Raw genomic sequence first — 21,667 nt, 5'->3', positions numbered from 1 at the left:
AAGCCGCGAGACAGGGAACCACATGACGATCACGACCGCACGTTCGACCATGACCATCGGCGACTTCCTGCTGCGCCGCCTGCGGGAGGCGGGCATCTCGCACCTGTTCGGAGTGGCCGGCGACTACAACCTCGAGTTCCTCCTGCAGATGGAGGACCGCGACGAGTTCACGTGGGTCGGCAACTGCAACGAGCTGAACGCCGCCTACGCGGCCGACGGGTACGCGCGGCTCAAGGGCATCTCGGGGCTCGTGGTGACCCACGGCGTCGGCGCCTGGAGCGCCATCAACGGTGTCGCCGGCGCCTACAGCGAGCGCGTTCCCGTCGTCTGCGTCTGCGGGTCGCTTCCGCTGAAGGCGCTGGACCGGAAGCTGCTGATGCACCACACCTCGGGCGACACCGACCACGACGACGTCATGCGCGGCTACGCCCAGGTCACCGCGGCACAGACCAGGCTGACGCCGCGGAACGCCGTGACGGAGATCGACCGGCTCATCCTCACCGCCTGGCAGCGCAAGCTCCCCGTCTACCTGGAACTGCCCTCCGACATCGCCTACCTGGACGTCGAGGTCCCGCCGGAGCCGCTGGAACTCGCCATGCCACCGAGCGATCCCGAACGGCTGAGCACGTGCGCCGACGCGATCGTCGCCCGGCTCACCAACGCGCGCTCGCCCGTGATCCTCGTCGACATCGACGCGGACCGCTTCGACGTGACCGGCGAACTGCTGGAACTGGCGGGCAGGATGCGGCTGCCGATCGCCGCCGTCAACACCGTCAAGGGGCTCATCGACGAGACCAGCCCGTACTTCCTCGGCCTCTACGCGGGAGCGGGCAGTAAGCCCGAGATCCGCGAGACGGTGGAGAACAGCGACGGCCTGCTGGCGATCGGCGTACGGCGCGTGGACACGACGTCCGGGGGTTTCAGCGACGCGCTTCCCGCCGGACGGATCGACGCCCGCGGTGACGCCGTGGACATCGGCCCGGACAACTACCAGGCCGTCTACCTCAAGGAACTGCTCCGCCGGGTCGCCGACAAGGCCCCGGCCAGGACCTCGGGATACTTCCGGCAGGCCGAGACGCCACAGGAGCCGAGCGCGGTCGTGATGTCCGACCCGCTCACCCAGGCGGCGTACTGGAGCATGGTCCAGGACTTCATCCGCGAGGGCGACGTGCTCATCGCCGAGGACGGCACCTCCGAGGCGGGCTGCTGGGGGCTGCGGCTGCCGCCGAAGTGCTCCGTCGTCACCCAGGCCGTCTGGGGCTCGATCGGCTACAGCGTGGGATCGGTCCTCGGTACGCTCCTCGCCGCGCCGAAGCGGCGGCACCTGCTCTTCGTGGGTGACGGGTCCTTCCAGCTCACGGCGCAGGAGGTGTCGACGATCCTCCGGCACGACCTCAAGCCCGTCATCTTTCTGATCAACAACGGCGGTTACACCGTCGAGCGCGCCATCTGCGGCAAGCAGGGGCACTTCAACGACATCGCCAACTGGGCCTACGCCGAACTGCCGAAGGTCCTGCACCCGGGAACGACCGCCCGGACGTTCGTCGTGAAGACGCCGGCCGAACTCAAGGAGGCGCTGGCCGCCCCGCACGACAGCATGATCTTCATCGAGGCGCTCATGGACAAGTACGACGCCCCGCAGCTCGTCATCGACTCCGGCCACGGTATGGCGGAGGTCGACTACGGCCCCCGCGGCCCGCAGCACCGGCCCGGCGTCCAGCTCTGAAGAAAGAAGCCACTCCCGGCGAACGTCGCCGGCGTCGTCAGCTCATCGACGGTCTCCACCAGGCCGTCACCGTCCATGACCCCGATGGAGACAACCCATGCGGCCCAGTTCGTCCCTGTCCCTGCTCGCCGCCGGTCTGGTGTTCATCACGGCGGCCGCCACCGGCGGTGCCGGCACGTCCTGGGCCGTGCAGTCGGTCAGACCCGCGGCGCCGCCGTCCGCGGACCCGCCGCACTCACCCGCGGCGTCCCCCGCCGGTACCGGCCGACCGCTGCAGGACCCTCCGCAGCTGGTGAGCCATGACGGCGTCCTCAAGGCGCGGATCACCGTCTCCAGGCGGAAGGTGGCCGTGGGGGACAGCGAGCTGTTCGCCCTCACCTACAACGGCTCCTACATGCCGCCCACCCTCCGCATCCGTCCGGGCGACCGGGTGGAGCTGGACATGGTCAACGAGTGGACCGAGGACACCAACCTCCACGTCCACGGGCTCCATGTCTCACCCGAGAGCCCGTCCGACGACATCTTCATCGAGATCAAACCCGGTGGGACCTTCCACTACTCGTACCGGATCCCTCACGACATCACTCCGGGGACCTACTGGTACCACTCCCACGCCGACATGCGTTCCGCCTCGCAGGTGGCCGGCGGCGAGTCGGGCATCATCATCGTCGACGGGCTGAGGGAATACCTGCCCCACCCCCTGAAGGACATCACCGAGCGCGTCATCGCGCTCAAGGACGACCAGACCGAGGGTGACTCCGTCAAGATCGAGAACCTGAGCATCGGCGCGCCCACCAACCGCACGATCAACGGTCAGCAGAAACCCGTCATCAGCATCGGGCCGGGCGAGACCCAACTGTGGCGGCTGGCCAACATCGGCGCCAACATCTACTACGAGCTGCACCTGCCGGGCCGGCAGTTCCATGTGATCGCCCAGGACGGCTACCCCGTCGAGCACGTCTACTCCGCGGACTCCCTGGTCGTCCCGGCCGGTGCCCGCTTCGACGTGCTGGTGCAGGGCGGGTCGCCCGGCCAGGCCCCGCTGCAGACGCTGGCCTACGACACCGGGCCCGCCGGGAACCAGTTCCCCCAGGTGGATCTGGCGACCGTGGTCACGGAGGGCAGTCCGGTGCAGCCGGAGCGGCTGCCCGACCGCTTCGCACCGAACGAGGACCTCAGCGGTGCCGTCGTCGCCGCCCGCCACGACATCGTCTACACGGAGAACGCGGCAGGCACCGAGTTCTACATCAACGGCCAGAAGTTCGACCCGAACAGGGTGGACATCACCTCCGGGCTGAACACCGTCGAGGAGTGGACCGTCGTCAACAACACCGGCGAGGATCACTCCTTCCACGTCCACACCAACCAGTTCCAGCTGATGAGCGTCAACGGCCGGCCCACCGGGAGCGGGCACCGGTGGTACGACACCATCAACGTCCCGGCCGGGGGAAACGCCGTGCTGCGCATCCGCTTCGCCGACTTCACCGGCAGGACCGTGCTGCACTGCCACATCCTCAACCACGAGGACAACGGCATGATGGCGGTTCTGGACATCGTCCCCGGCAGTGCGACGGAACGGCAGCGGTAGGGTCCGGCGGCCGAAAACCGCAGACCGTCGGCTCACCGCGGCCGGATCGCCCCGGGCTCGGCTCACGCCGGCCCCGTCGGCCACGGGCTGTGCGCCGCCACCCGCGCGCGCAGCCCGCGCATCGCCCTGGCGGAGGCGATGCCCACCGCCCCGCAGACCAGCCCGTCCCGCACGCAGACGGCGGCGAACCGCCGCTCCGCGAGGCTGCCGTCGACCACCTCGAACCGCTCGGCGCCGCCCGGCCTGCCGAAGGCCTGGACCCGCAGGCCGTACTGGTCGGTCCACAGGTACGGGACCGGCTCGTAGGCCTGCCGGGCGCCGTCCGGACCGGCCAGCAGGTTCCGGGCGGCGTACAGCGCCTGCTCGCTGGCGTTGGTGCGCTGTTCGAGGCGCCGGTGACGGCCGGTGCGCGGGTCGGGCCAGGAGGCGGTGTCACCGGCCGCCCAGACGCCGGGGCCGGCGGCGCAGTAGGCGTCGCAGACCACGCCGTCGTCCAGCAGGACGCCGCTGCCGGCCAGCCACTCGGTGGCCGGCTCGGATCCGACGGCCATCAGCACGGCGTCGGCGGCCAGTTGGGATCCGTCCGCCAGCCGCACGCCGGAGGCCCGGCCGTGCCGTTCGGTGACCGCGGCGGCCACGCCCCGGCGGATCCGTACCCCGTGCTCGCGGTGCAGGCCTGCCAGCAGCGCGGCCGTCTCTCTGCCCAGTACCCCGGCCAGTGGTGTGGCGGTGGAGACCAGCCAGGTCACCTCGGCGCCGAGTTCGACGGCGGTGGCCGCGGCCTCGGCCCCGAGCAGCCCGCCGCCGACCACCAGCAGCCGTGCTCCCGCGCGTAGTTCCTCGCGCAGGGCGAGGGCGTCCGCGAGGGTGCGCAGCACGTGGGCCCCGGCCAGCGGTGCTTCGGCGCCGGGCAGCCGGCGCGGGCGGACCCCGGTGGCCAGGATGACGGCCTCGCAGCGCACCCGACCGCCGTCGGCCAGCCGCACGGTCCGGTCCCGGCGGTCCAGGCGCTCGGCCCGCACCCCCAGGCGCAGATCGACGGCGAGCTGGTGCAGCGCCTCCGGGCCGCGCAGCACCAGGCGGTCCGGCTGCCACTTCCCGCTGAGCAGGTGCTTGGAGAGCGGCGGCCGGTCGTAGGGCGGCTCGTCCTCGGCCCCGATCAGGGTGAGGCGGCCGTCGTAGCCGGCCCGGCGCAGCGCCTCGGCGGCGTGCAGCCCGGCCGCGCCGGCCCCGACGACGGCCACCTCCCGCAGAGCGGTCACAGCTGTTCCAGCCGGATCGCCGCGGCCGGGCAGACCGCGGCGGCGTCCCGGACGGCCTGGTGGAACTCGGTGGGCGGCTCGGCATCGAGCAGGACGACGATGCCGTCCTCGTCCCGCTGGTCGAAGACCTCGGGGGCGGCGAGCACGCAGTGTCCGGCGCCGCAGCACTTTTCCTGGTCGATGTGGACGAGCATGGCTTTCCCTTCGGAACATGAATGGTTCGGACCCCGTGGAGGGCGAACCGTGGTGGGGTGGATCTCGTAGGTGCGAACGGTGGTGCCGGGCTGGTCCCGCCGACGTGTGCGACCGGCCCGGGGTGACCGGCCCGGGGCGGCGGGGCGGTGGGGCAGGGTGGCGGCCGGTCAGCAGGGTCGGCCGCGGTGATGCCGCGTCACCAGGCGAGCGGCAGCTCGTGGACGCCGTAGATGAGCATGTCACCCCGGAACCGGATCTCCTCGAACGGTACGGCCAGGCGCAGTTCGGGCAGTCGGCGCAGGATGGTGTTCAGTGCGATCTGCAGTTCCAGCCGGGCCAGCGGCTGTCCCAGGCACTGGTGGACGCCGAAGCCGAAGGCCAGGTGCAGGCGCGAGTCGCGGGAGAGGTCGAGCTCGTCGCCGCCCGGGAACCGCCGCTCGTCCCGGTTCGCGGTGCTGATCATGCAGATCACGCCCTCGCCCGCCCGGATCCGGACGCCGCCGACGGTGACGTCCTCGGTGGCGACCCGGGTCAGGCCGGAGTGCACGATGGTCAGGTAGCGCAGCAGTTCCTCGACCGCGCCGGTGACCGACTCCGGGTGCTCGCGCAGGCGGGCGAGCTGGTCGGGGTTCCGCAGCAGGGCCAGGACGGAGAGCGCGGTCATGTTCGCCGTGGTCTCGTGCCCGGCGACCAGCAGCAGCCGGCCCATGGCGCCGATCTCCTCGGTGCTCAGCTCGCCGCGGGCCACCAGCCGGCTGAGGATGCCGTCGTCGGGCTCGGTGCGCTTGGAGTCGGTGAGCTTGGTCAGGTAGTCGGCCAGGTTCTTCTGGGCGATCCGCACCTCCTCGGCCGAGGAGTCGTGGCGCAGCAGGACCCGGCTGCACTCCTGGAAGAAGCCGTGGTCCTGGTAGGGGACGCCGAGCAGCAGACAGATGACCAGAGAGGGCAGCGGCAGTGCGAACCCGCGGACCAGGTCGCCGGAGGAGCGGTCGGCGGTCATCTCGTCGAGGAGCTCGTCGGCGATGCGCTGGACCTCGGGACGCAGCGCCTCGACCTTCTTGATCATGAATTCGCTGGTGAGCATCCGGCGCAGCTGGGCGTGCTCCGGGTCGTCCATCCGGATGAGGGTCCGCTGACCCGTGCTCAACTGGCGGGCTCCGGCGCTGATGAACGGGAAGCCGGGCCGGTCGGCGTCCGAGCTGAAGCGGGCGTCGCTGAGCACCGCCTTGATGTCGTCGTGGCGGGTGACCAGCCAGCTGGGGGCGCCGTCCCAGAGCGCGATCCGGCTGACCGGTTCCTCCTGCCGGGCCTGCTGGTAGGCCGACGGCGGGTCGAACGGGCAGCCGCCACGGGCGGCGGGGTGGGTGAACCGGGGGGTTTGAGCGGTGGTGGCCATCATGGGCTCCCTTCTCGGAGCGGGATCTGCCGGTGGCGCCGAGCGGATGGGCCTGCGGTGCCGTGGAGTAGCGCCCAGGACCATTACATGCCCTAAGCAACTAACTCACCGTCACGCTAACTCGCGTTCCGTGGCGGCGAAAGAGCCCATCCGGTGACGGCCGAATCTGTCCGAAAACCGGGCGGGGGCCGACACGGGAGCCACGCCCCGAACGGGGTCGCTACAGTTCCCCCATGCCGGACGCGACAGACAATCCGACCGCCACCTCCGAGCTGGAGGCGGTGCTGGCCTCGCTGGCCTACCTGCTGACTCGTTCGCAGGAGCACGAGCGCCAGATGGCGCGGGCCGGCATCAAGGCGGCGCGCTCGGACGTCTACCTGCTGCGCGCGCTCGCCGAGGCCGAGGAGGCCAGCCGGGTGGGCGACCTGGCCGCCCGGCTGATGGTCAAGCCCTCCCACGTCACCCGGCAGATCGACCGGCTGCAGAGCCAGCAACTGGTGGAACGCACCCCGGACACGCTGGACCGCCGAGCCCGCCAGGTGGCGCTCACGGCCGAAGGGCGGGCGATGCTCAACCGTCTGAAACAGGCCAACATCGCCAGCCTGACCGGCGCGCTGGACGGTATTCCGGCGCCGGACGTCGCCGCCACGGTCAGCGTGCTGTGCCACCTGGTGGACCGGTACGTGCGGCAGGTCCGGATCACGATGCTGTCCGAGGACGCCACGCCCCCGAGCCGGGCGGCCGGGAGCGTCGACACCGCCGGTGCCGCCGGGAACGCCGACTCGGGCCCGCCCCGCCGCACCTGACACGGCCGCCCCGCCGGCGGTCCCGGACGGGGGAGCGGGCGTTGCGGGCGTGCGCGGGAAAGGCGGGTGCTGCCGCGCTCACCCGCCGGCCGCGCTCTGCGGTCCGGGCCGGCTTCTTCGGCGACGGCGCCACCAACTACGACCAGTGGCGGTCGCCGCCGGACGGCGAGGGGCGGCGGCGCTGCCTCTGACCGCCGGCCGGCGGTGCCGGGAGAGGGGTCGCGCTCCCTCCCGGCGCGGCGGGCGGCGGGTTCACGGCCAGGGTGCGTCGGAGAATATATCCAGCGACGCGTACTCCGCCGTGATGCTGAGGCCGACGTTCAGCCCTCCGGCGATCAGCCGGGGGACGGGGGGCTGGGCCGGGTCGGCGCCGGGCCGCTGGCTTGCGAACTGGGCTTGCATCCACGACTTCTGATCCTCCGTCGCCTGACCCTTGAGGGCGATGTCCAGGGTCTCCGTCAGATCCGCCGCCGACGCGTCGTCGGCCTGCCCCCGGGAGAGGGCGAGGATCATGCGCGGGTTGCCCTCGTAGTCGGCGCGTATCTCGATGGCGAGGGTGTGGCCGTCGGGGAGCTTCTTGAGCGCCTGGTAGCAGACGTGGTCGGGCAGGGTGCCGGGGACGCCCTCGATCTGCTGGGTGATGAAGTCGAGGCCCCAGTGGTCCTTGAACCGCTGGAGCAGGTCGGTGTCCTTGACCGAGGTGATCGCAGCGCTTCGCCAGCCGGGCGGCTGCAGCCCGTCCGTGGCCGGTGCGCTGGGCACGGGCTTCCCGCCCTTGGCCGGGCTCGCCGTCCTCGTGGCGCTGGCGATCGCGGCCGTTGTGGTGATCGTCCACCGCGACCGGGTCGAGACCGAGGAGCGCCGGGTACGGGCGGCGGCCGGGGCGGAGGCGAGTGCCCGGACGTACGCGGCCAGGCTCGCCCCGGCCTTCGAATCCGGGCCGCAGACCGTCGATTCGCTGGAGGCGCTCGCCAAGGGCACGGCGGTGCACGTCGTCACCGCGGCCAGGAAGGAAGTCTCCGTCCAGGTCGGTGTGATGGCGGACGTGCTGTACCCGGGCGGGTGGAGCTCCGCCCAGGAGACGGTCTGCCTGCTGGCCGAGCTCTCCCGCAACGGCGGCCCGGTCACGGCGCAGGTGTCCGTCGTCCCGACCCGCGCCGAGACCTTCAGCGTGGGCTGAACCCGCCGCTGCCGGGGGCCTCCGCGTTTGCTTTCCTCACCCGGCGGCGTGCCCGGGCGATGTGCTTGCGGGTCGACGCCCGCGGGCCTCGTTGTCGCCGGCGTTTCCGAACCGGGTGTGCCAGGCAGTCACACACGAGGGTGACCGGGCCGGGCTCCGCGGCCGCGACTGCGAGAAACCGCGGAAGCAGGGCCTCCTGGATCGCTCGTTGGCGTAGACGCCCTCCGAGCTACCAGGAGGCCCTGCTTCCATACCGCTACCGACCGCGATCACCCGATCGAGACTCCCGTTCGATCGGCAGGCTCCTTGAGCGGTACGACAACGGCTACTTGTACAGGAACCCTTACACGCTCGGGCCCTTCACCGCTCGCCCGAGGTCGTGGGTGTGCGGTTACTGGTACTGCGTGGTGACGCTGGCGCCGGTGAAGTCCTGCTGGGCGGCGAGGCTGAAGTAGACCCAGCCGGACGGCGGGTTGTTGATGGTCAGGGTCTCGTTGTTGCCGGCGTTGGTGGACTTCGCCTGGTAGCTGCTGGTGGTGGCCCAGCTGCTGCCGCCGTAGTACAGGTCGGCGTTGCCGGTGCCGCCGCTGCTGGTGATGGTCAGCTGCTTGACGCCGGCCGGCAGGTACAGGAAGTGGAAGCTGTAGTTGCCGGTGGTGGCCGCGAGGTCGTCGCGGCGGCAGTTCTTGTCGAACTGGCGCGGGTCGGCGATGGTGCAGAGCGGTGCGGCCGGGGCCGGGGCCTCCGGCAGGGGGCCGCACTCGTTGGTCGCGCAGGTGGTCTTCAGCCAGGTGGCGAAGCCGGCGTCGTAGCTGGTGCCGATGGTCTGCTTCAGGAAGGTGCGGGCACCGTTCCAGTCGCCGGCGCGGTACTTGGTGAGCACGGTCTCGATGTCCGCGCGGTGCTCCTGGAGCATGTAGCGGACCGCCAGCCAGCCCCACCGGTAGACCCGGTTCGAGTTGACGTCGGCGTCAGCCTCCTGGCCGTAGACGGTGTCGAACAGCTCGCTGAGCTTGTAGGTGTTCTTACCGGCCTCGTTGATCGCGGCGGTGTTGCGCTCGTTGCGGTAGCCGTACGAGATGTTCTCGGCGATGCCCTCGACCCACCAGATGGTCGGGGTCACCATGCCGGCGTCGAAGTCGCCGTACATGTTGTAGCGGCCGTCGAGGTAGTGGGTGTACTCGTGGTTGAGGTTCCAGATCTGGAAGTCGGGGCGCAGCCAGCTGGCCTCGTGGGCGATGAAGCGGGCCTGGTTGCCGGCCTTGGCCGGGTCGCCCTCCTCGTACATGCCGCCGTTGTCCACGTCGATGTCGTAGAAGGCCCAGGCGTACAGCGCGTACTGGGTGTAGTCGTCGAAGACGACGACCTCCAGGTTGGTGTTCACGTCACCGGGGATCGCGCCCTTGTCGCCGATCACCTTGTGGAAGTAGGCGTCCTGGTTGATCAGGCTGGTGCAGGTGGTGGCCAGCTGCCCGGGGGACATGTCCTGGGCGCGGATCTTCAGCCCCGGGTTGCAGGTCTGCTGGATCGGCAGGATCACCGGGAGCAGACGGTCGTTCAGGTCGCAGATGGCGTAGGCCGCGCAGTTGCCCTTGTCGAACTGGCGGGTGGCCCAGCCCAGGTTCATGGTGATCGGGGCGGTGGGGCCGACGTTCGGGTAGCGGTTGATCAGGTCCTTGAGCAGGGGCCGCAGCCGGTCCTTGAGCTCGGGGACGTCGAGGGCGTAACCGAGGTAGCGGCCGATGTTGCTGACGATGTCCAGGCGGTTCAGCTGGGAGTCGTTGCGGGTGATGAAGCCGGCCCAGGTGTCGAGGATGCCGGGATCGGCCTTGAGGGCGGCCTTCCAGCCCTGGCTGTCGGTCTTGGAGTCGAAGCCGTCCTTGATGACCCACTCGAAGTGGTCCAGGGAGAGGGTCATCAACTGGGGCCAGGTGCCGTTGTAGTTGGCGAGCACCCACTTGGCGACGCCGGCGTACCGGCCGAGCGTGTGGGTCTGGCCGATCACCGTGACGACCTCGTTGAGGGTCTCGCCGTTGGCGTCGGTGACGTCCTTGCTGTGCGGGGCGGCGAAGAAGGCGTCCAGCGCGCCGCGGGCCGCGGTGTCCAGGGTGGCGCCGTAGCTGCCGACCTCGTTCGGGCGGGTCTCCTGCACGTAGTAGCCGGCGCGCAGGAACATCACCAGCTGCCCGATGGACGTGCTGTTGTCGCCCGGGTAGGTGGCGGAGGTGTCGCGCAGCGCGTTGGCGACGGTCACCATCTGGGACTCGCCGAAGGCCTTCCCGGCGTCGGCGCCGGTGAGGTTGAACAGCGGGTAGGCGCAGGGGACGTTCGGCAGTGCCTTGAGCTGCTGGACCAACGCGCTGCCCGTGGCGTTGATCACTCCGGACAGGTTCGGACAGGGCTCCCCGGCGGTGGCCGAGAACTGCTTGGCCGCCTTGGCGGGCTCGCTGACCGGGGCGCCCGGCGCGGTGGCCTCCTCGGCGTGGTCCTGGGCGAAGAGCTTGAAGGGGCTGTTGTTCCTGGCGTCGGGTGACTTGGGGACCGGGATCGACCGCGGCGCCTGCGCGGCGGGTCCGGCGGCGTTCGCGCCGGCCGGGGCCGTGGCGCCGACGGGGGCGGCCTGGCTCTGCGGCGTGAACAGGCCGAGCGCGATGAAGAAGGCCGCGCCGAGCGCGGGGAGTCTACGCGCATTGACCTTTGATATCCGGGAGGGACGCGTCATCTGTGGGGGCCTCCGGGGCCGTTGTGACCGCGTGTTGGGGACGCGGCCTCTCGATGTGTGACATGTAAAATGGCACATGTCGCATAGCGTCGGGAAGGCCCAGGGCGGGATTGCCGTCCGCCGCAACCGAAACGTTGTCAGACCGGGCGGCTCAGGACCTGCTCCTGCCGAGACTCCACCGGCGCCACCGCGTCCCGCTTGAACTCCCCCGAGTGCCTCGCAGCACTCATGAGGACATCCTCTCCGCGGACCCGAAGATCCGCTTCTCGGAAGTGTCCACAAACAGGGGTGAAGCCCGGGCCTGCGCCTGACCCCTCGTCACGGGGCGGTGGTGCCCGCCGGGCCGGCCGACAACAGTCGTGCCGCTGCCCCGCGCGCGGTGCGGGCGGCGTCGGTGTCACCGAGACCGACCCGGGCGCATACGGCTCCATCGGCGAGCATGAGTACCAAGGCGGCGGCACCCTCAGGTACGTCCGTTCCCGCGGCGGCGGCGAGGCCGGTGAGGTAGCGGAGGATCTCCCGCTTGTGGTCCCGGATGGCGACCCGCACGGGGTGGTCGGGGTCGGGGTACTCGGCGGCGACGTTCACCAGGTCGTTGCCTCGGTAGGCGGGATCGGCGAACTCCTCGCCGAGCAGGTCGAGGATGGCGAGGAGCCGGTCGGCCGGCGCCTCGCGGCTCTCGGCGAGCGCGCGCAGCCGCGCGCACCACGCGTCGTTGCGCCGGCGCAAGACCGCCGCCACCAACTCGTCCTTCGACCGGAAGTGCTGGTAGAGCGTCGACTTGGCGACCTCTGCCGCACGCCAGATCTCGTTGATCCCCACCGCACGCACTCCGCAGCGGGTGAACAGATCGGCAGCGGCCTCGACGATCCTGGCACGTGTCGTTTCAGGAGTGGTCATCGGTTGCCTCCGACGGGCGCGGGAATGGGTACAGCTCGACTGCTGTTCGGATCGAACAGACTAGTCGGTTCGATGAGGAGGGCACATGTTCACGATCGACGTGTTCAGCGATCTGATCTGCCCCTGGTGCTACATCGGCGGACGCCGCTTGAAGCGGGCGGTCGACATCGTCGAAGGACGCACCGGCGCCGAGTTCCGGATCCACCACCGCGCGTTCGAGCTGAACCCGACCATGCCCCTGGCAGGGATGGACCGGCGCGCCTACCGGAGCGCGAAGTTCGGCAGCTGGGAACGGTCGCGGCAACTCGACCAGGGCACCGTCCTGGCCGGCCGCAGCGAAGGCACCGCCTTCGACTACGAGAAGATCACCAGGACACCGAACACCCGGGCCGGACACCGCCTGATCGCCCTGGCGCAGCGAGAGGCAGGGCTGGGTGCCGTGATGGCGGACCGGCTGTTCGCCGCCTACTTCGCCGAGGGACGGGACATCGGCGACCCGGCCGTGCTGGCCCGGCTGGGCGAAGACGACGGCCTCGCCGTCGGCGTGGCGCAGCGCCTGGACGACCCGGCACTGGAGAGGGCCGTGCGTGCGGACGAGGAAATCGCCGAGCAGCTGGGGCTGCGAGGCGTGCCGCTGTTCATCCTGGGCGAGCGTGCGATCAACGGCGCGGTCGAGATCGAGCGACTCATCGAAGCCCTGGAACGGCGGGCGACCAGGCCACAGGCCGGAGCCGTGTGCGATGAGGGGGCGTGCTCGCAGTGACCGCGACGCCCGACATCACGTCGGTCGGCATCGTGGGTGGGTCGCTCGCAGGCCTGTTCCACGCGGTCGCGCTCACGGAGCTCGGCCTGGACGTCGACGTCTGGGAACGCTCCACGGGCCGCCCCGACGACCGCGGCGCCGGCATCGTGCTGCAACCGGGTGTCGCCTGGTTCCTGCGCGGGTTCTGCGGCGTCGACCCCGACCGCGTCAGCGTCCCCGTCACCCACAGACAGTTCTTCACCGGGGACGGGAACGTCCGGATCGTGCCCATGCGGCAGCAGATGATCTCCTGGGGAACGATCTACAAGGCCCTACGGGACACGCTGCCCGCCGAGCGCTACCACGACGGGCAGCCGGTGACCGCCCTCGTGCCCGGCCCCGCAGGGGCCACCGTCCACGTCGGCGAGGCGGCACGGGCGGTCGACCTGGCGATCATCGCGGACGGATCCGCCTCCCGGCATCGTGGACTCGTCGCACCGGACGGTGCGCCGCGCTACGCCGGCTACGTCGCCTACCGCGGTGTCATCGACGAAGCCGACCTCCCCCAGGAGCTGGTGACGCGCTTCGGCGACCGGTTCAGCTTCTGGGACGGGGAGCGCGGCCAGTTCCTGTGCTACTTCATCCCGGGTGACTTCGGCACGACCGCAACGGGCCACCGCCGGATGAACTGGGTCTGGTACACACGGGCGGACCCGCCCGAACTCGCACGCATCACCACCGACCGAAACGGCACCCGCCACGGACTGTCACTGCCGCCGGGACTGCTCGCACCCCAGGTCCGCACGGACCTCCTGGCCCGCGCACGCTCGACACTGCCACAGCCCCTGCGCCAGCTGGTGGAACACACCACGGAACCCTTCCTGCAGGCGATCCTCGACGCACGCGCCACCAGGATGCGCAACCACCGGATCCTGCTGACCGGGGACGCCGCCTTCGTGGTCCGGCCCCACACCGCCGCCAGTACGGAGAAAGCCGCCGCCGAGGCCATCACCCTCCTCCACGCCCTGCAGCAGGCGCCGTCCGCGGACACCGCCCTGCAGGCATGGGAACGGCTCCGCCTCGCAGAGGGAACCGCCATCCACAGCCAGGGAGTCAGCCTCGGGCACAGGCTGGGCCTCAGCGACTCGGAGACAACCGCGGGCACCGACGATCGGACCTGGTGGGGTGCGGAGCGGCGCAGTTGACCGCGCACCGGTAGGTAGCCGGTACCGGCCCTTGCCCGGGCGGGTTTCCAGGGACGGAAGACGCAGTACTCCTGAACCGTGCCAGGGTGTTTTCGACAGGGTGAACGGTGAACGGGAGCCACTCGGGCAGGGGGAGTGGGAGCCACGATGCTCCGAGCCCGAGTGGCGCGGCGTGGCGAGCGCCGTCATCGGTGACTCGCCCCACCGTGCGCACCCGGCCCGCATGCCATTCCCCGGCCACGGCCGGTGCACGCGTTCCCCGACGAGCAACGGCCGGCCGGTGACACCCGAAGGGGCGGATGCGTCAGCGGGTGGCGAGGTCAGCGGGTGGCGAGCACCATCCGGAAACGGGCGGCGCCCGAGAGCATCTTCTGGTACGCCGCAGCGGCCTGGTCCAGCGGCACGACCTCGACCGTCGGGCGGATGCCGTGCAGAGCGCTGAACGCCATGGTGTCCTGCACATCCTGCGCGGTGCCGGACGGATGGCCGCGCACGATCTTGCCGCTCATGAGCAGCTGGACCGGGCTGATTCCCAGCGGGTCGGCGTCCGCGCCGATCACCACCAGTTCGCCCCGGTGTGACAGCCCGTCCACGGTCGCGGTGATGGCGCTGGAGTTGGCAGCGGTGGCCAGGACGACTTTGGCGCCACCGAGGGACTGCAGCGCGTCGGCGACGGTGGTGTCCGCCGTGCTGTCGATGTAGTGGTGAGCGCCGAGCCGCTTGGCGAAGTCGGCCTTGTCGGCTCCGCGGGCGATGGCCACGGTCTCGAAACCCATCGCGGCCGCGTACTGCACCCCCAGGTGGCCGAGGCCGCCGATGCCGAGGACGGCGACCAGGTCGCCCGGCCGGGCGGAGCTGCGCCGCAGCCCGTTGTACGTGGTCACCCCCGCGCACGCCATGGGCGCCGCATCGGTCGCCGCCAGCGCGTCGGGGATCCGAGCCAGGGCATCGACCGGTGCGATCACCGTCTCGGCGAAGCCCCCGTCGTATGCCCATCCGGGGACCTTGAGGTTCTCGCACACGATGAAGTCGCCCTGTCTGCAGGGTGTGCAGTGGTGGCAGCTGCCGCCGAACCAGCCAACGGCCACTCGGTCGCCGACCTTCCAGTCGGGGTGGTGTCTCAGTTCGCCCAGCGCCTCGATGCGCCCGGCGATCTCATGGCCGGGTACCAGCGGAAATCGGACGCCAGGTAACCCGGCCTCCACGAAAAGGACGTCGCTGTGGCAGATCCCGCAGGCATCCACGGCAACCCGTACGTGGCCGGGGCCCGGCTCCGGTACCTCGCGCTCAACGATCTCGAATGGCCCGCCGGCGGTGGCGACCTGTGCAACTCGGTATGTACTCATCTGGCTCTCTCCCGGAAGAGCGCGACGGCCCCCTCAATCCAGCAGATCAGCTTCGACCCGATCGCGCGCGCCGAAAAGGGAACGGGCGCGAGCGAGCCCACCGCCATGCCCGACGGGTTGACCTGCGGGTGGAGCGGGCCGGCGAGCACGACGCGGGTCCGATCTCCTTGAGGCGTCCCATTCCCCGGAGGCCACTCACCTCATCGCGTCGGCAGTTTCAGGCGCCCCGCCGCCGGAGGAGTGAGTAGGCGCCATGTATCACTCAGAAGGATCAACCGCAAGTCAATTCTCGTGTCTTGTAAATAATATGACTATCTGTCAGTTCTCCAAATCCTTGCTCTGCCACCCGTTCGGCCCCCCAGTGGCGACCCTTCCATATGCCCGATATGACCGCCGTCCGTACGTTCAAATCACGCGTCGGCGGCTCAACCGGCCGCTCAAGGACCAGGAGAAGTTCCATGCAGATCACCCGCACCACCGTCATCACCGCGGCCGTAAGCTCCGCCGCGGCCCTGGCCGTGACCGGCCTCACTTACGCCTCGGGCGCCCCCCAGTCGACGACCCAGGCGGCCCCGGCCGTCCAGCAGGCAGCCCCGGCTGTTCAGCAGGCGGCCCCGGCCGTCCAGCAGGCAGTCCCGGCCGTCCAGCGGGAGGCCGCTCCCGCACAGGCGTCCTTCGTCGACGAGGGGAAGAGCGGCGAGGGCAGGGGCGGCGAGGGGAAGGGCGGCGAGGGGAAGGGCGGCGAGGGCAGGGGCGGCGAGGGGAAGGGCGGCGAGGGCAGGGGCGGGGAAGGCAGGGGCGGCGAGGGCAGGGGTGGCGAGGGCAGGGGGCATCGGGGGCACCGTGAGGAGGGCCGGATCCACATCAACGAGCGGACGTACTCCGCTCGCTGGGACGGCTGCATCACTGTGGTCAGTGGCCTGGGTGCCAGGAGCCTGAACATCCGCAACGAAAGCCACAGGACCGTCGAGGTCTTCCGCGGGGCGGTCTGTGACGGAGGCGCTCCCATCGCCACCGTTGGGCCCCGCAGCTCCAACGACGGTGTGGACCCGCGTTGCGCCGAGGGCGTCTTCGTCGAGAACGGAGTGGTGGCCAGCTTCCGGGTCGTCCGGGGCCACGAGGGCGGCCGCGAGCGTGGCCGCGAGGGCGGCCGCGAGGGCGGCTACGAAGGCGGCTACGAAGGCGGCTACGAGGACTACTGATCCAGGCTTTCTTCAGAAGGCCTGAATCGCAGCCCTCGGATTCCCCGATGGGTCGGGAACTCGCTCGGTCCAGACCTTTCTCCGTGAGCGGCAAGAGCCTGGTCCAGCGTCGCGATACGGTGGTCTGAATCCTCGTGACCGTCCACTTCGTCGGAGTCGGCCCGGGCGCCGCCGACCCGTGAGGCCGAAACATCGCCGGAGAGCTGGATCACGCCGCGATCGGCGTTGTGCCGCCTCCCGGACGCCCTCGCCCGGCTCTTGCCGGGCGGGGCCTCCGGGAGGCCCGCACCTTCCGGGGGCGCCGTCGCAGGACTACCTCCGGCGACCGGTCCGCCCCTCAAGATCAACTCGACGAACAGTGGGAGCAGCCGACTGGCTCAAGGCGGCCCGGTCGCCCCACCACATCAGACGTTGTGGTCGTAGGCGACTGTGACGGGGGCGTGGTCGGACCAGCGTTCAGCGTGCGTACTGGCGCGCTCGACGTGGGCCTCGACCGCCTTGGCGGCGAGGCCGGGGGCGGCGACCCGCAGGTCAGTGCACCGGCATCGACATGTAGACCGCACGCCGCCCGTAGGACGCGGGGACGGCCACCTCCCGGTGCGCGCGGTAGCCGATGAGCCGCAGCAGGATGTCCGCCCCGCGCACCGCGACCATCGAGATCCGCTCGAAGCCCAGCTCCTCCGCCCGCGCCCGGAAGTACCGCATGAACCCCAGCGCGACGTCCCGGCCGCGCAGGTCCTCGGCGATCACCAGGTCGTGCACGTGCAGGTTGCCCGACTCGAACACCGCGTCCTCCGCCTGGGCGAGGTCCGGGCAGCGCAGCGGCGGGTACGGCAGGCTCAGCAGGTAGCCGCGGACCGTGCCGCGCTGCTCCAGCACGAAGCAGGTCTCCGGCGAGCCGAGGGCGCGGGACTGCAGTGCCTCCCGGCCCTCCGACAGGCCGTCGGCCGCGTAGGCGTCGTGTTCCAGCGCGACCACGGCGTCCCAGTCGTTGTCGGTCAGCTGCCGTATCAGGATGTCCTCGTTCACCCGGCCGCCCCGTCCACGCCGGGGCGGAGTCCCTCGGCGCGGGCGGCGGCCGCCATCCCCGCCCAGGCGTCGATCAGCACCGCCCAGCGCTCGGCGTCCTCCTGGGCCTCGTCCAGGAGCTGCTGCCGCTGTCCGGCCACCACGTCCGCGAGCTCGGCGTACTTGCCGCCCAGCTTGCGGTAGGAGCGGTCCAGGACGTCCAGGCAGTGCTCGTTTCCGGCCCGGTCCCAGTCGACGCTGCCCCGCACCAGGTCGAGGATCGGCTCGACCTTCAGCCCGTGCCGCTCGTCCAGCAGCCCGCGGCCGAGGTCGATCATTCCGCCGTAGACCGGGTAGAGGTACAGCATCGAGAGCAGGAACTTGACGAACCGCATCTGGTAGGAGATGAAGCCGGCGCCGATGCGGCGCTCGGGCGTGTAGTAGTTGACGATGTGGCGGTTGTGGACGACGCCGGGCAGCCGGGCGTGGACCATGGCGTGCAGCAGGGCGTAGTCGCAGCCGATGGTCTCGATCGAGGGCAGCAGCGGCAGCACCTCGTAGGCCCGGTGGTCCAGGGCGATATTGCACATGTAGACGTCCCAGATGTCGGGCACGCCGAGGACGGATTCGTCGGTGCTGAACGGCTCGGAGCCGGTTCCCTTGAAGGAGACGTCCACCATCGCGTCCCTCTCCTCCTCCGACCACACCGGCGGGGTCCACAGGCGCACCAAGTCGCGGTAGACGGCCGGGTCCATCTCGTGGATCTCGCCTATGTCCACGTTGAGTTCGCCGATGAAGGAGCCGCTGACCAGCATCACCGGCTTGTCCGCGTCGGCCGGGTCGAGCTCGGAGCGGGACACGCCGGCCACCGCGTCGCCGGCCGGCCGGCCGATCGAGAGCAGCTCGTGGTGGATCGGGAAGATCTTCTGACCGTCGACGACCTGGAAGTCGGCGTCGTCGTTGCGCAGGTGCGCCGAGGTGCAGCCCAGGGCGGCCGCGCCCAGGAAGAGCCGGTTGACGCAGGAACCGTACGCGACGGCCTGCGGGAGCATCAGGTCGAGCAGCAGCTCGGGGTCGGCGGCGCCGGAGCGCTCGGCCACCCGGCGCAGGAACTCCCGCTGCTGCGCCTCGCCGAGGTGGTGGACGAAGACGCCGGGAGTGGGGGCCAGTGAGGCCACGGCGTCCGCGTTCTTCGCGAATTCGGCGGCGTCGGTGGTGTCGAGGACGAGGAGGTGCACCTCGACCCCGAAGTTCGCGACGGCGTAGGCCGCTTCCTCGGCGAGGTCCACGATGGTGCCGGGGCAGGAACGCATGGTGGGCAGGGCGAGGCAGACTCGTTGCATGGTGTGGGATTCTCCGTCTGATCGTCAGATTCGTTACAGCAGTTGCCAGTTGAGTGCAGGATGGTGCACTGGACGGCGGCTCTGGCCGGCCCGTCGTGCCACCATGGACCAGGCCGCTTGTGATGTCAGAGATCCACAGCGGGGCCCGGCGGGGGTGGACTGCGCCCCCTCCGCACGATCGGCCGCAGACTCTTCCACCCTCGCCGAGGTCGGGGCAGGCCGCCTCCACCAGAGGTCCCCGGGCCCGGATCGGGTGGGCGCATTCTTCGGCGTCGGCCTGGGTCTCGTCGGGCAGGCGCTCCCGCGGCGGCGCCGGATGGCCGGCGAACCCGGCGTACTTGCCGCCCGGTTTGCGGTAGACGCGTCGAGGGCGTCGAGTCGGCGGACGTTCCGCGCCCGGTCGCCGCCGATGCCCGTCGTCTCGCCGTAGACGGGGTGGAAGTAGAGCATCGAGAACGGGAGCCTCGTCAACCGCACCTGGTGGGCGATGAAGCCGCTACCTGAACGGCGCCTCGGTGTGCAGTAGTTGACGATGGGTCGATTGTGCGCGACGCCGGTCAGGGCGGCATCGAGGACGACGTACGGGAGGAAGTGGTCGCTGCCGACGGTCTCGGTGGCCGGTGGCGGCGGCACGCGCTCGTACACGTTCGGTGCGGGGAGAAGCTCGCCGACGGTCTTGGCGTGGTCGGTGAAGGTGGTGTCGTCCGAGGAGTCCAGGGGCAGGAGGCGGACCTCCACGCCGAAGTTCCCCGCCGCGTATACGGCCTCCTTGCCCATGGCCGCGATCGAGGCGGGACGGGCCCGGCTGGTCGGCAGGGCCAAGCAGGTTCTGCGCATGCGGGCGTCTCCAATCGATCGTCAGATCCATGTGCCCGTCCGGGGACCAAGGCACGGCAATGCCACATGGCTCACTCAAGGCCGCGGTGAAGTAGTTGAGTCAAGGGAGTCGATGAGTCCCGAGCGGTGTCAGTGCCGGGTCGCGCGGCTCCGCCGGACTCATGTGGACGACCTTGCTTCACCAAGGTGGACTAGACCAACTTTGGTGTCAACGGGATGCTTTCAGGGATCGGGCGGCGCACGCCGACACTGCCCGATCGGGCAAGCGCCCCTGCCCTCGCACGGACTTCGGCAGGGCTCGCCGGGCGGGGTCCGAGGATGCGGTCCGCGCATCGGTGGTGCGCGGCGACCGAGGGCAATGCGCGGATCGGCTCGCGTGCAGGGGGGGCTACAGCTCCCGCAAGATCCGCACCTACCTGCGGTGACTCGGGCACAGGGTAGGACGCAGCACCCCATCAGCGCCCGTGGAGAGCGTCAGTCACGACCGTTCATGATCGCGGTTCCGGTGACGCTCCGTGGCTCCGGCACGGAAAATGATCCAGAACCCGTTCTGAGCCGTTGCCGACAGACGTCTGCAGCGTAGAAATCGGATCGTTCCGATCACGGCCGGGCGAGCTGTCCCGATACCTGATGAGGAGGCGGTGCGCTTGGGGTTATTCCCGGTCGAGCGCGCCGATGGCGTGCGCCGCGTGGTCGATCTGCCGCTGCTCCGCCTGAAGAACTCCGTGGCGTGCGGCGGCGGTCAGGCGTCGACGTACGTATCGGGTCATCGCGTCGCTGTCACGTCCTACGCGGACGACGGTGGCCGTGTCCGCTACGGCGCCCAGAGCGTCCAGGAGATACCGGTCGTCGGGCTGCGACGGGTCAGGGCCTTCATGCGGTGACCGGCGGGTCCCCACGATGACGCGGGTCATCGGCAGTGCGGCGAGCCGGCGCAGGATCCGGTCTGCTGTCGCCAGAGGTGAGTACGCTTCGTCGAGGGCGTCCACCAGCAGCGTGAACGGCTGGCCGCGTCCGCGCATGCCGTTGATCAACCAGTCGCTCTGAACGTTCAGTTCCTCACTGGCGGGCGGGGTCTCAAGTCCGGCCGCTCGGGCGATCCGTGCCACCAGGTCCCGAGGAGTGGCGCCGGTGAGGTGGACAACGGCGTGGAACGGGTCGCACGGCTGGGGCGAGGCGGCCGGGAGCGGGGTCAGCTGGCCGGCCGCTTCAAGGACTCGCCGCAGTTCGGGCTGGGTGTGTACGAGAATGTGTCCGAGCAGTGCGGACTTGCCCGAGCCCGCTGCTCCGGTGATCACGAGCAGGCCCCTGTGCACAGTGTCGAGCCAGGTAAGAATCTGGTGGCGTTCTTCTTGCCGACCCTCGAAGTACCAGGTTTGTTCGCCGAGTTCGGCACCGCTGGCTTTGGGGACGAAGTGGCGTCGTTCGTCGTCGGAAAGCTTGTCCAGGACGGTTTCGATCTCGGCCAGCTGGTCCAGCGACGTCTGAGTGAGCACGGGCACTCTGCGGTGGAGCATGGCACGGCCCGGAACGGTTTTCACCTCCACCGGACATCCGTCGAGATTCCGGCGGAGCTCTGTGGCAAGGTGCCACAGGTCGATGCTGTCGTCGGCACGGAAGGTCACGGTGAGGACCGTGGACAGGACCTTGCGGAACGTACCCAGGTTCGCGGTACCTTGCCCGGACGTGGCCACCAGCAGGAAGTTGCGCGCGCCGGCGGGGTCCCGGTTCACGTCCGCACTCATCAGCTCGACGAATCGGGCGGATTTGCAGGCGTCGATGATGACGATCGCCCATCCGTCTTTCCCTTACGATGCGCCTCGCGGGCGGTCAGGTAGCTCACCAGCTGTTGCGGGGTGATGCCGCTCGTGGCGAGGGGGCGGGGGCTGAGGGCATGAGCGAGCAGTGCCCTTTGGTCCCCGTCGCTCTCCCCGTGCCCGGTCCAGTACAGGATGGTGTCCCCGGCGTTCTGCGGCTCGGACCACTCCCGCAGCCGCCCGTCGACCGCGTCCAAGCCCCGGTCGATCTCCTCGACTTCCCAGTCACGGGTCTCGGCGCCGAACGGTGCGAGCAGTTCAGCGATGCCGGCGACCTCGGTCTTGGTGTCGAGCGGGGGGTGATCGCGGTACTGGCCGATGGCGACCGGGAAGAATTGCAGCGGTCTTTCGGCGTTCCCGCCGATGGCGGCATTCATGCTGCGGTGTTCCAC

General features: G+C 70.3%; 21 protein-coding genes and 1 pseudogene. 9 read left to right on the top strand and 13 right to left on the bottom strand.

Going from position 1 to position 21,667, the window contains the following annotated elements; all coding sequences use genetic code 11:
* Nucleotides 1-22 precede the first annotated feature (22 nt).
* Nucleotides 23-1,726 carry an alpha-keto acid decarboxylase family protein gene (locus ACIO5D_RS35925; RefSeq protein ID WP_400800333.1) on the top strand — a complete coding sequence of 568 codons (1,704 nt, stop codon included), beginning with the start codon at nucleotides 23-25 and terminating at the stop codon, nucleotides 1,724-1,726.
* Between the two features lie 97 nt (nucleotides 1,727-1,823).
* Nucleotides 1,824-3,314: a multicopper oxidase family protein gene (locus ACIO5D_RS35920; protein WP_400800330.1), complete on the top strand. Its 1,491-nt coding sequence runs from the start codon at nucleotides 1,824-1,826 to the stop codon at nucleotides 3,312-3,314.
* Nucleotides 3,315-3,376: 62 nt separating this feature from the next.
* On the opposite strand, the gene ACIO5D_RS35915 is transcribed toward ACIO5D_RS35920, so the two are convergent.
* The 3 genes from ACIO5D_RS35915 to ACIO5D_RS35905 all read right to left on the bottom strand — a co-directional run bounded on the left by ACIO5D_RS35915 (nucleotide 3,377) and on the right by ACIO5D_RS35905 (nucleotide 6,167).
* Nucleotides 3,377-4,576 carry an NAD(P)/FAD-dependent oxidoreductase gene (locus tag ACIO5D_RS35915; protein WP_400800327.1) on the bottom strand — a complete coding sequence of 400 codons (1,200 nt, stop codon included), beginning with the start codon at nucleotides 4,574-4,576 and terminating at the stop codon, nucleotides 3,377-3,379.
* Nucleotides 4,573-4,770, bottom strand: a complete 198-nt coding sequence (locus ACIO5D_RS35910) for a ferredoxin (protein ID WP_400800324.1) — start codon at nucleotides 4,768-4,770, stop codon at nucleotides 4,573-4,575. Before ACIO5D_RS35910 ends, ACIO5D_RS35915 begins: the two co-directional genes overlap by 4 nt.
* Before the next feature lie 197 nt (nucleotides 4,771-4,967).
* Nucleotides 4,968-6,167 (bottom strand): cytochrome P450, encoded by a 1,200-nt coding sequence (locus tag ACIO5D_RS35905; protein ID WP_400800322.1) that lies wholly within the window; start codon nucleotides 6,165-6,167, stop codon nucleotides 4,968-4,970.
* 233 nt (nucleotides 6,168-6,400) lie between these two features.
* Between ACIO5D_RS35905 and ACIO5D_RS35900 the strand changes: the two genes are divergently transcribed.
* Both ACIO5D_RS35900 and ACIO5D_RS35895 read left to right on the top strand, forming a co-directional pair.
* Nucleotides 6,401-6,973: a MarR family winged helix-turn-helix transcriptional regulator gene (locus ACIO5D_RS35900; RefSeq protein WP_400656836.1), complete on the top strand. Its 573-nt coding sequence runs from the start codon at nucleotides 6,401-6,403 to the stop codon at nucleotides 6,971-6,973.
* A gap of 41 nt (nucleotides 6,974-7,014) precedes the next feature.
* Nucleotides 7,015-7,164 (top strand): hypothetical protein, encoded by a 150-nt coding sequence (locus ACIO5D_RS35895; RefSeq protein WP_400656833.1) that lies wholly within the window; start codon nucleotides 7,015-7,017, stop codon nucleotides 7,162-7,164.
* Nucleotides 7,165-7,225: 61 nt separating this feature from the next.
* Here ACIO5D_RS35895 and ACIO5D_RS35890 read toward each other — a convergent pair whose 3' ends face one another.
* On the bottom strand, nucleotides 7,226-7,735 hold the full coding sequence (locus ACIO5D_RS35890; protein WP_400800319.1) for a hypothetical protein: 510 nt from the start codon (nucleotides 7,733-7,735) through the stop codon (nucleotides 7,226-7,228).
* Between ACIO5D_RS35890 and ACIO5D_RS35885 the strand changes: the two genes are divergently transcribed.
* Nucleotides 7,716-8,153, top strand: a complete 438-nt coding sequence (locus ACIO5D_RS35885) for a hypothetical protein (protein ID WP_400800316.1) — start codon at nucleotides 7,716-7,718, stop codon at nucleotides 8,151-8,153. The two genes, ACIO5D_RS35890 and ACIO5D_RS35885, sit on opposite strands and share 20 nt — an antisense overlap.
* Before the next feature lie 391 nt (nucleotides 8,154-8,544).
* On the opposite strand, the gene ACIO5D_RS35880 is transcribed toward ACIO5D_RS35885, so the two are convergent.
* Nucleotides 8,545-10,875: a collagenase gene (locus ACIO5D_RS35880; protein WP_400800313.1), complete on the bottom strand. Its 2,331-nt coding sequence runs from the start codon at nucleotides 10,873-10,875 to the stop codon at nucleotides 8,545-8,547.
* Between the two features lie 318 nt (nucleotides 10,876-11,193).
* On the bottom strand, nucleotides 11,194-11,775 hold the full coding sequence (locus ACIO5D_RS35875) for a TetR/AcrR family transcriptional regulator (protein WP_363611840.1): 582 nt from the start codon (nucleotides 11,773-11,775) through the stop codon (nucleotides 11,194-11,196).
* A gap of 85 nt (nucleotides 11,776-11,860) precedes the next feature.
* Between ACIO5D_RS35875 and ACIO5D_RS35870 the strand changes: the two genes are divergently transcribed.
* Together ACIO5D_RS35870 and ACIO5D_RS35865 are read left to right on the top strand one after the other, a co-directional pair.
* Complete coding sequence (locus tag ACIO5D_RS35870; RefSeq protein ID WP_363611838.1) at nucleotides 11,861-12,538, top strand: DsbA family oxidoreductase; 678 nt, start codon at nucleotides 11,861-11,863, stop codon at nucleotides 12,536-12,538.
* Nucleotides 12,526-13,722 carry a hypothetical protein gene (locus ACIO5D_RS35865; RefSeq protein ID WP_400800309.1) on the top strand — a complete coding sequence of 399 codons (1,197 nt, stop codon included), beginning with the start codon at nucleotides 12,526-12,528 and terminating at the stop codon, nucleotides 13,720-13,722. Before ACIO5D_RS35870 ends, ACIO5D_RS35865 begins: the two co-directional genes overlap by 13 nt.
* Before the next feature lie 320 nt (nucleotides 13,723-14,042).
* On the opposite strand, the gene ACIO5D_RS35860 is transcribed toward ACIO5D_RS35865, so the two are convergent.
* On the bottom strand, nucleotides 14,043-15,017 hold the full coding sequence (locus tag ACIO5D_RS35860) for an alcohol dehydrogenase (RefSeq protein ID WP_400800374.1): 975 nt from the start codon (nucleotides 15,015-15,017) through the stop codon (nucleotides 14,043-14,045).
* On the opposite strand from ACIO5D_RS35860, the gene ACIO5D_RS35855 reads away from it, so the two are divergent.
* Both ACIO5D_RS35855 and ACIO5D_RS35850 read left to right on the top strand, forming a co-directional pair.
* The gene (locus tag ACIO5D_RS35855) at nucleotides 14,943-15,239 is read left to right on the top strand and encodes a hypothetical protein (protein ID WP_400800377.1); all 297 of its coding nucleotides are present in this window, start codon (nucleotides 14,943-14,945) and stop codon (nucleotides 15,237-15,239) included. The two genes, ACIO5D_RS35860 and ACIO5D_RS35855, sit on opposite strands and share 75 nt — an antisense overlap.
* Nucleotides 15,240-15,526: 287 nt before the next feature.
* Nucleotides 15,527-16,270 carry a hypothetical protein gene (locus ACIO5D_RS35850; RefSeq protein WP_400800306.1) on the top strand — a complete coding sequence of 248 codons (744 nt, stop codon included), beginning with the start codon at nucleotides 15,527-15,529 and terminating at the stop codon, nucleotides 16,268-16,270.
* A 404-nt stretch (nucleotides 16,271-16,674) separates the two neighbouring features.
* Here ACIO5D_RS35850 and ACIO5D_RS35845 read toward each other — a convergent pair.
* The 6 genes and pseudogenes from ACIO5D_RS35845 to ACIO5D_RS35820 form a co-directional block, all read right to left on the bottom strand.
* A pseudogene (locus tag ACIO5D_RS35845) lies at nucleotides 16,675-16,803 on the bottom strand (exodeoxyribonuclease III); the annotation flags it as partial.
* A complete protein-coding gene (locus ACIO5D_RS35840) occupies nucleotides 16,802-17,299 on the bottom strand; it encodes a GNAT family N-acetyltransferase (protein ID WP_400656816.1) in 498 nt (165 codons plus the stop codon). The pseudogene ACIO5D_RS35845 and the gene ACIO5D_RS35840, both read right to left, overlap by 2 nt.
* Nucleotides 17,296-18,621 (bottom strand): DUF6271 family protein, encoded by a 1,326-nt coding sequence (locus ACIO5D_RS35835; RefSeq protein WP_363611826.1) that lies wholly within the window; start codon nucleotides 18,619-18,621, stop codon nucleotides 17,296-17,298. Before ACIO5D_RS35835 ends, ACIO5D_RS35840 begins: the two co-directional genes overlap by 4 nt.
* A gap of 33 nt (nucleotides 18,622-18,654) precedes the next feature.
* Nucleotides 18,655-19,458, bottom strand: coding sequence for a DUF6271 family protein (locus ACIO5D_RS35830; RefSeq protein WP_400800303.1), 804 nt, complete (start codon nucleotides 19,456-19,458; stop codon nucleotides 18,655-18,657).
* A gap of 653 nt (nucleotides 19,459-20,111) precedes the next feature.
* Nucleotides 20,112-21,203 carry an ATP-binding protein gene (locus tag ACIO5D_RS35825; protein ID WP_400656812.1) on the bottom strand — a complete coding sequence of 364 codons (1,092 nt, stop codon included), beginning with the start codon at nucleotides 21,201-21,203 and terminating at the stop codon, nucleotides 20,112-20,114.
* Nucleotides 21,203-21,652: a hypothetical protein gene (locus tag ACIO5D_RS35820; RefSeq protein ID WP_400656810.1), complete on the bottom strand. Its 450-nt coding sequence runs from the start codon at nucleotides 21,650-21,652 to the stop codon at nucleotides 21,203-21,205. The genes ACIO5D_RS35825 and ACIO5D_RS35820 overlap by 1 nt, the downstream gene beginning before the upstream one ends.
* Nucleotides 21,653-21,667 lie beyond the last annotated feature (15 nt).

The organism is Kitasatospora sp. NPDC087315, assembly GCF_044744345.1.
In the GTDB taxonomy this organism is placed as follows: Bacteria; Actinomycetota; Actinomycetes; order Streptomycetales; family Streptomycetaceae; genus Kitasatospora.
Note: the sequence above shows the minus strand (reverse complement) of the source record. Positions and strands in the feature narration are given on the sequence as shown.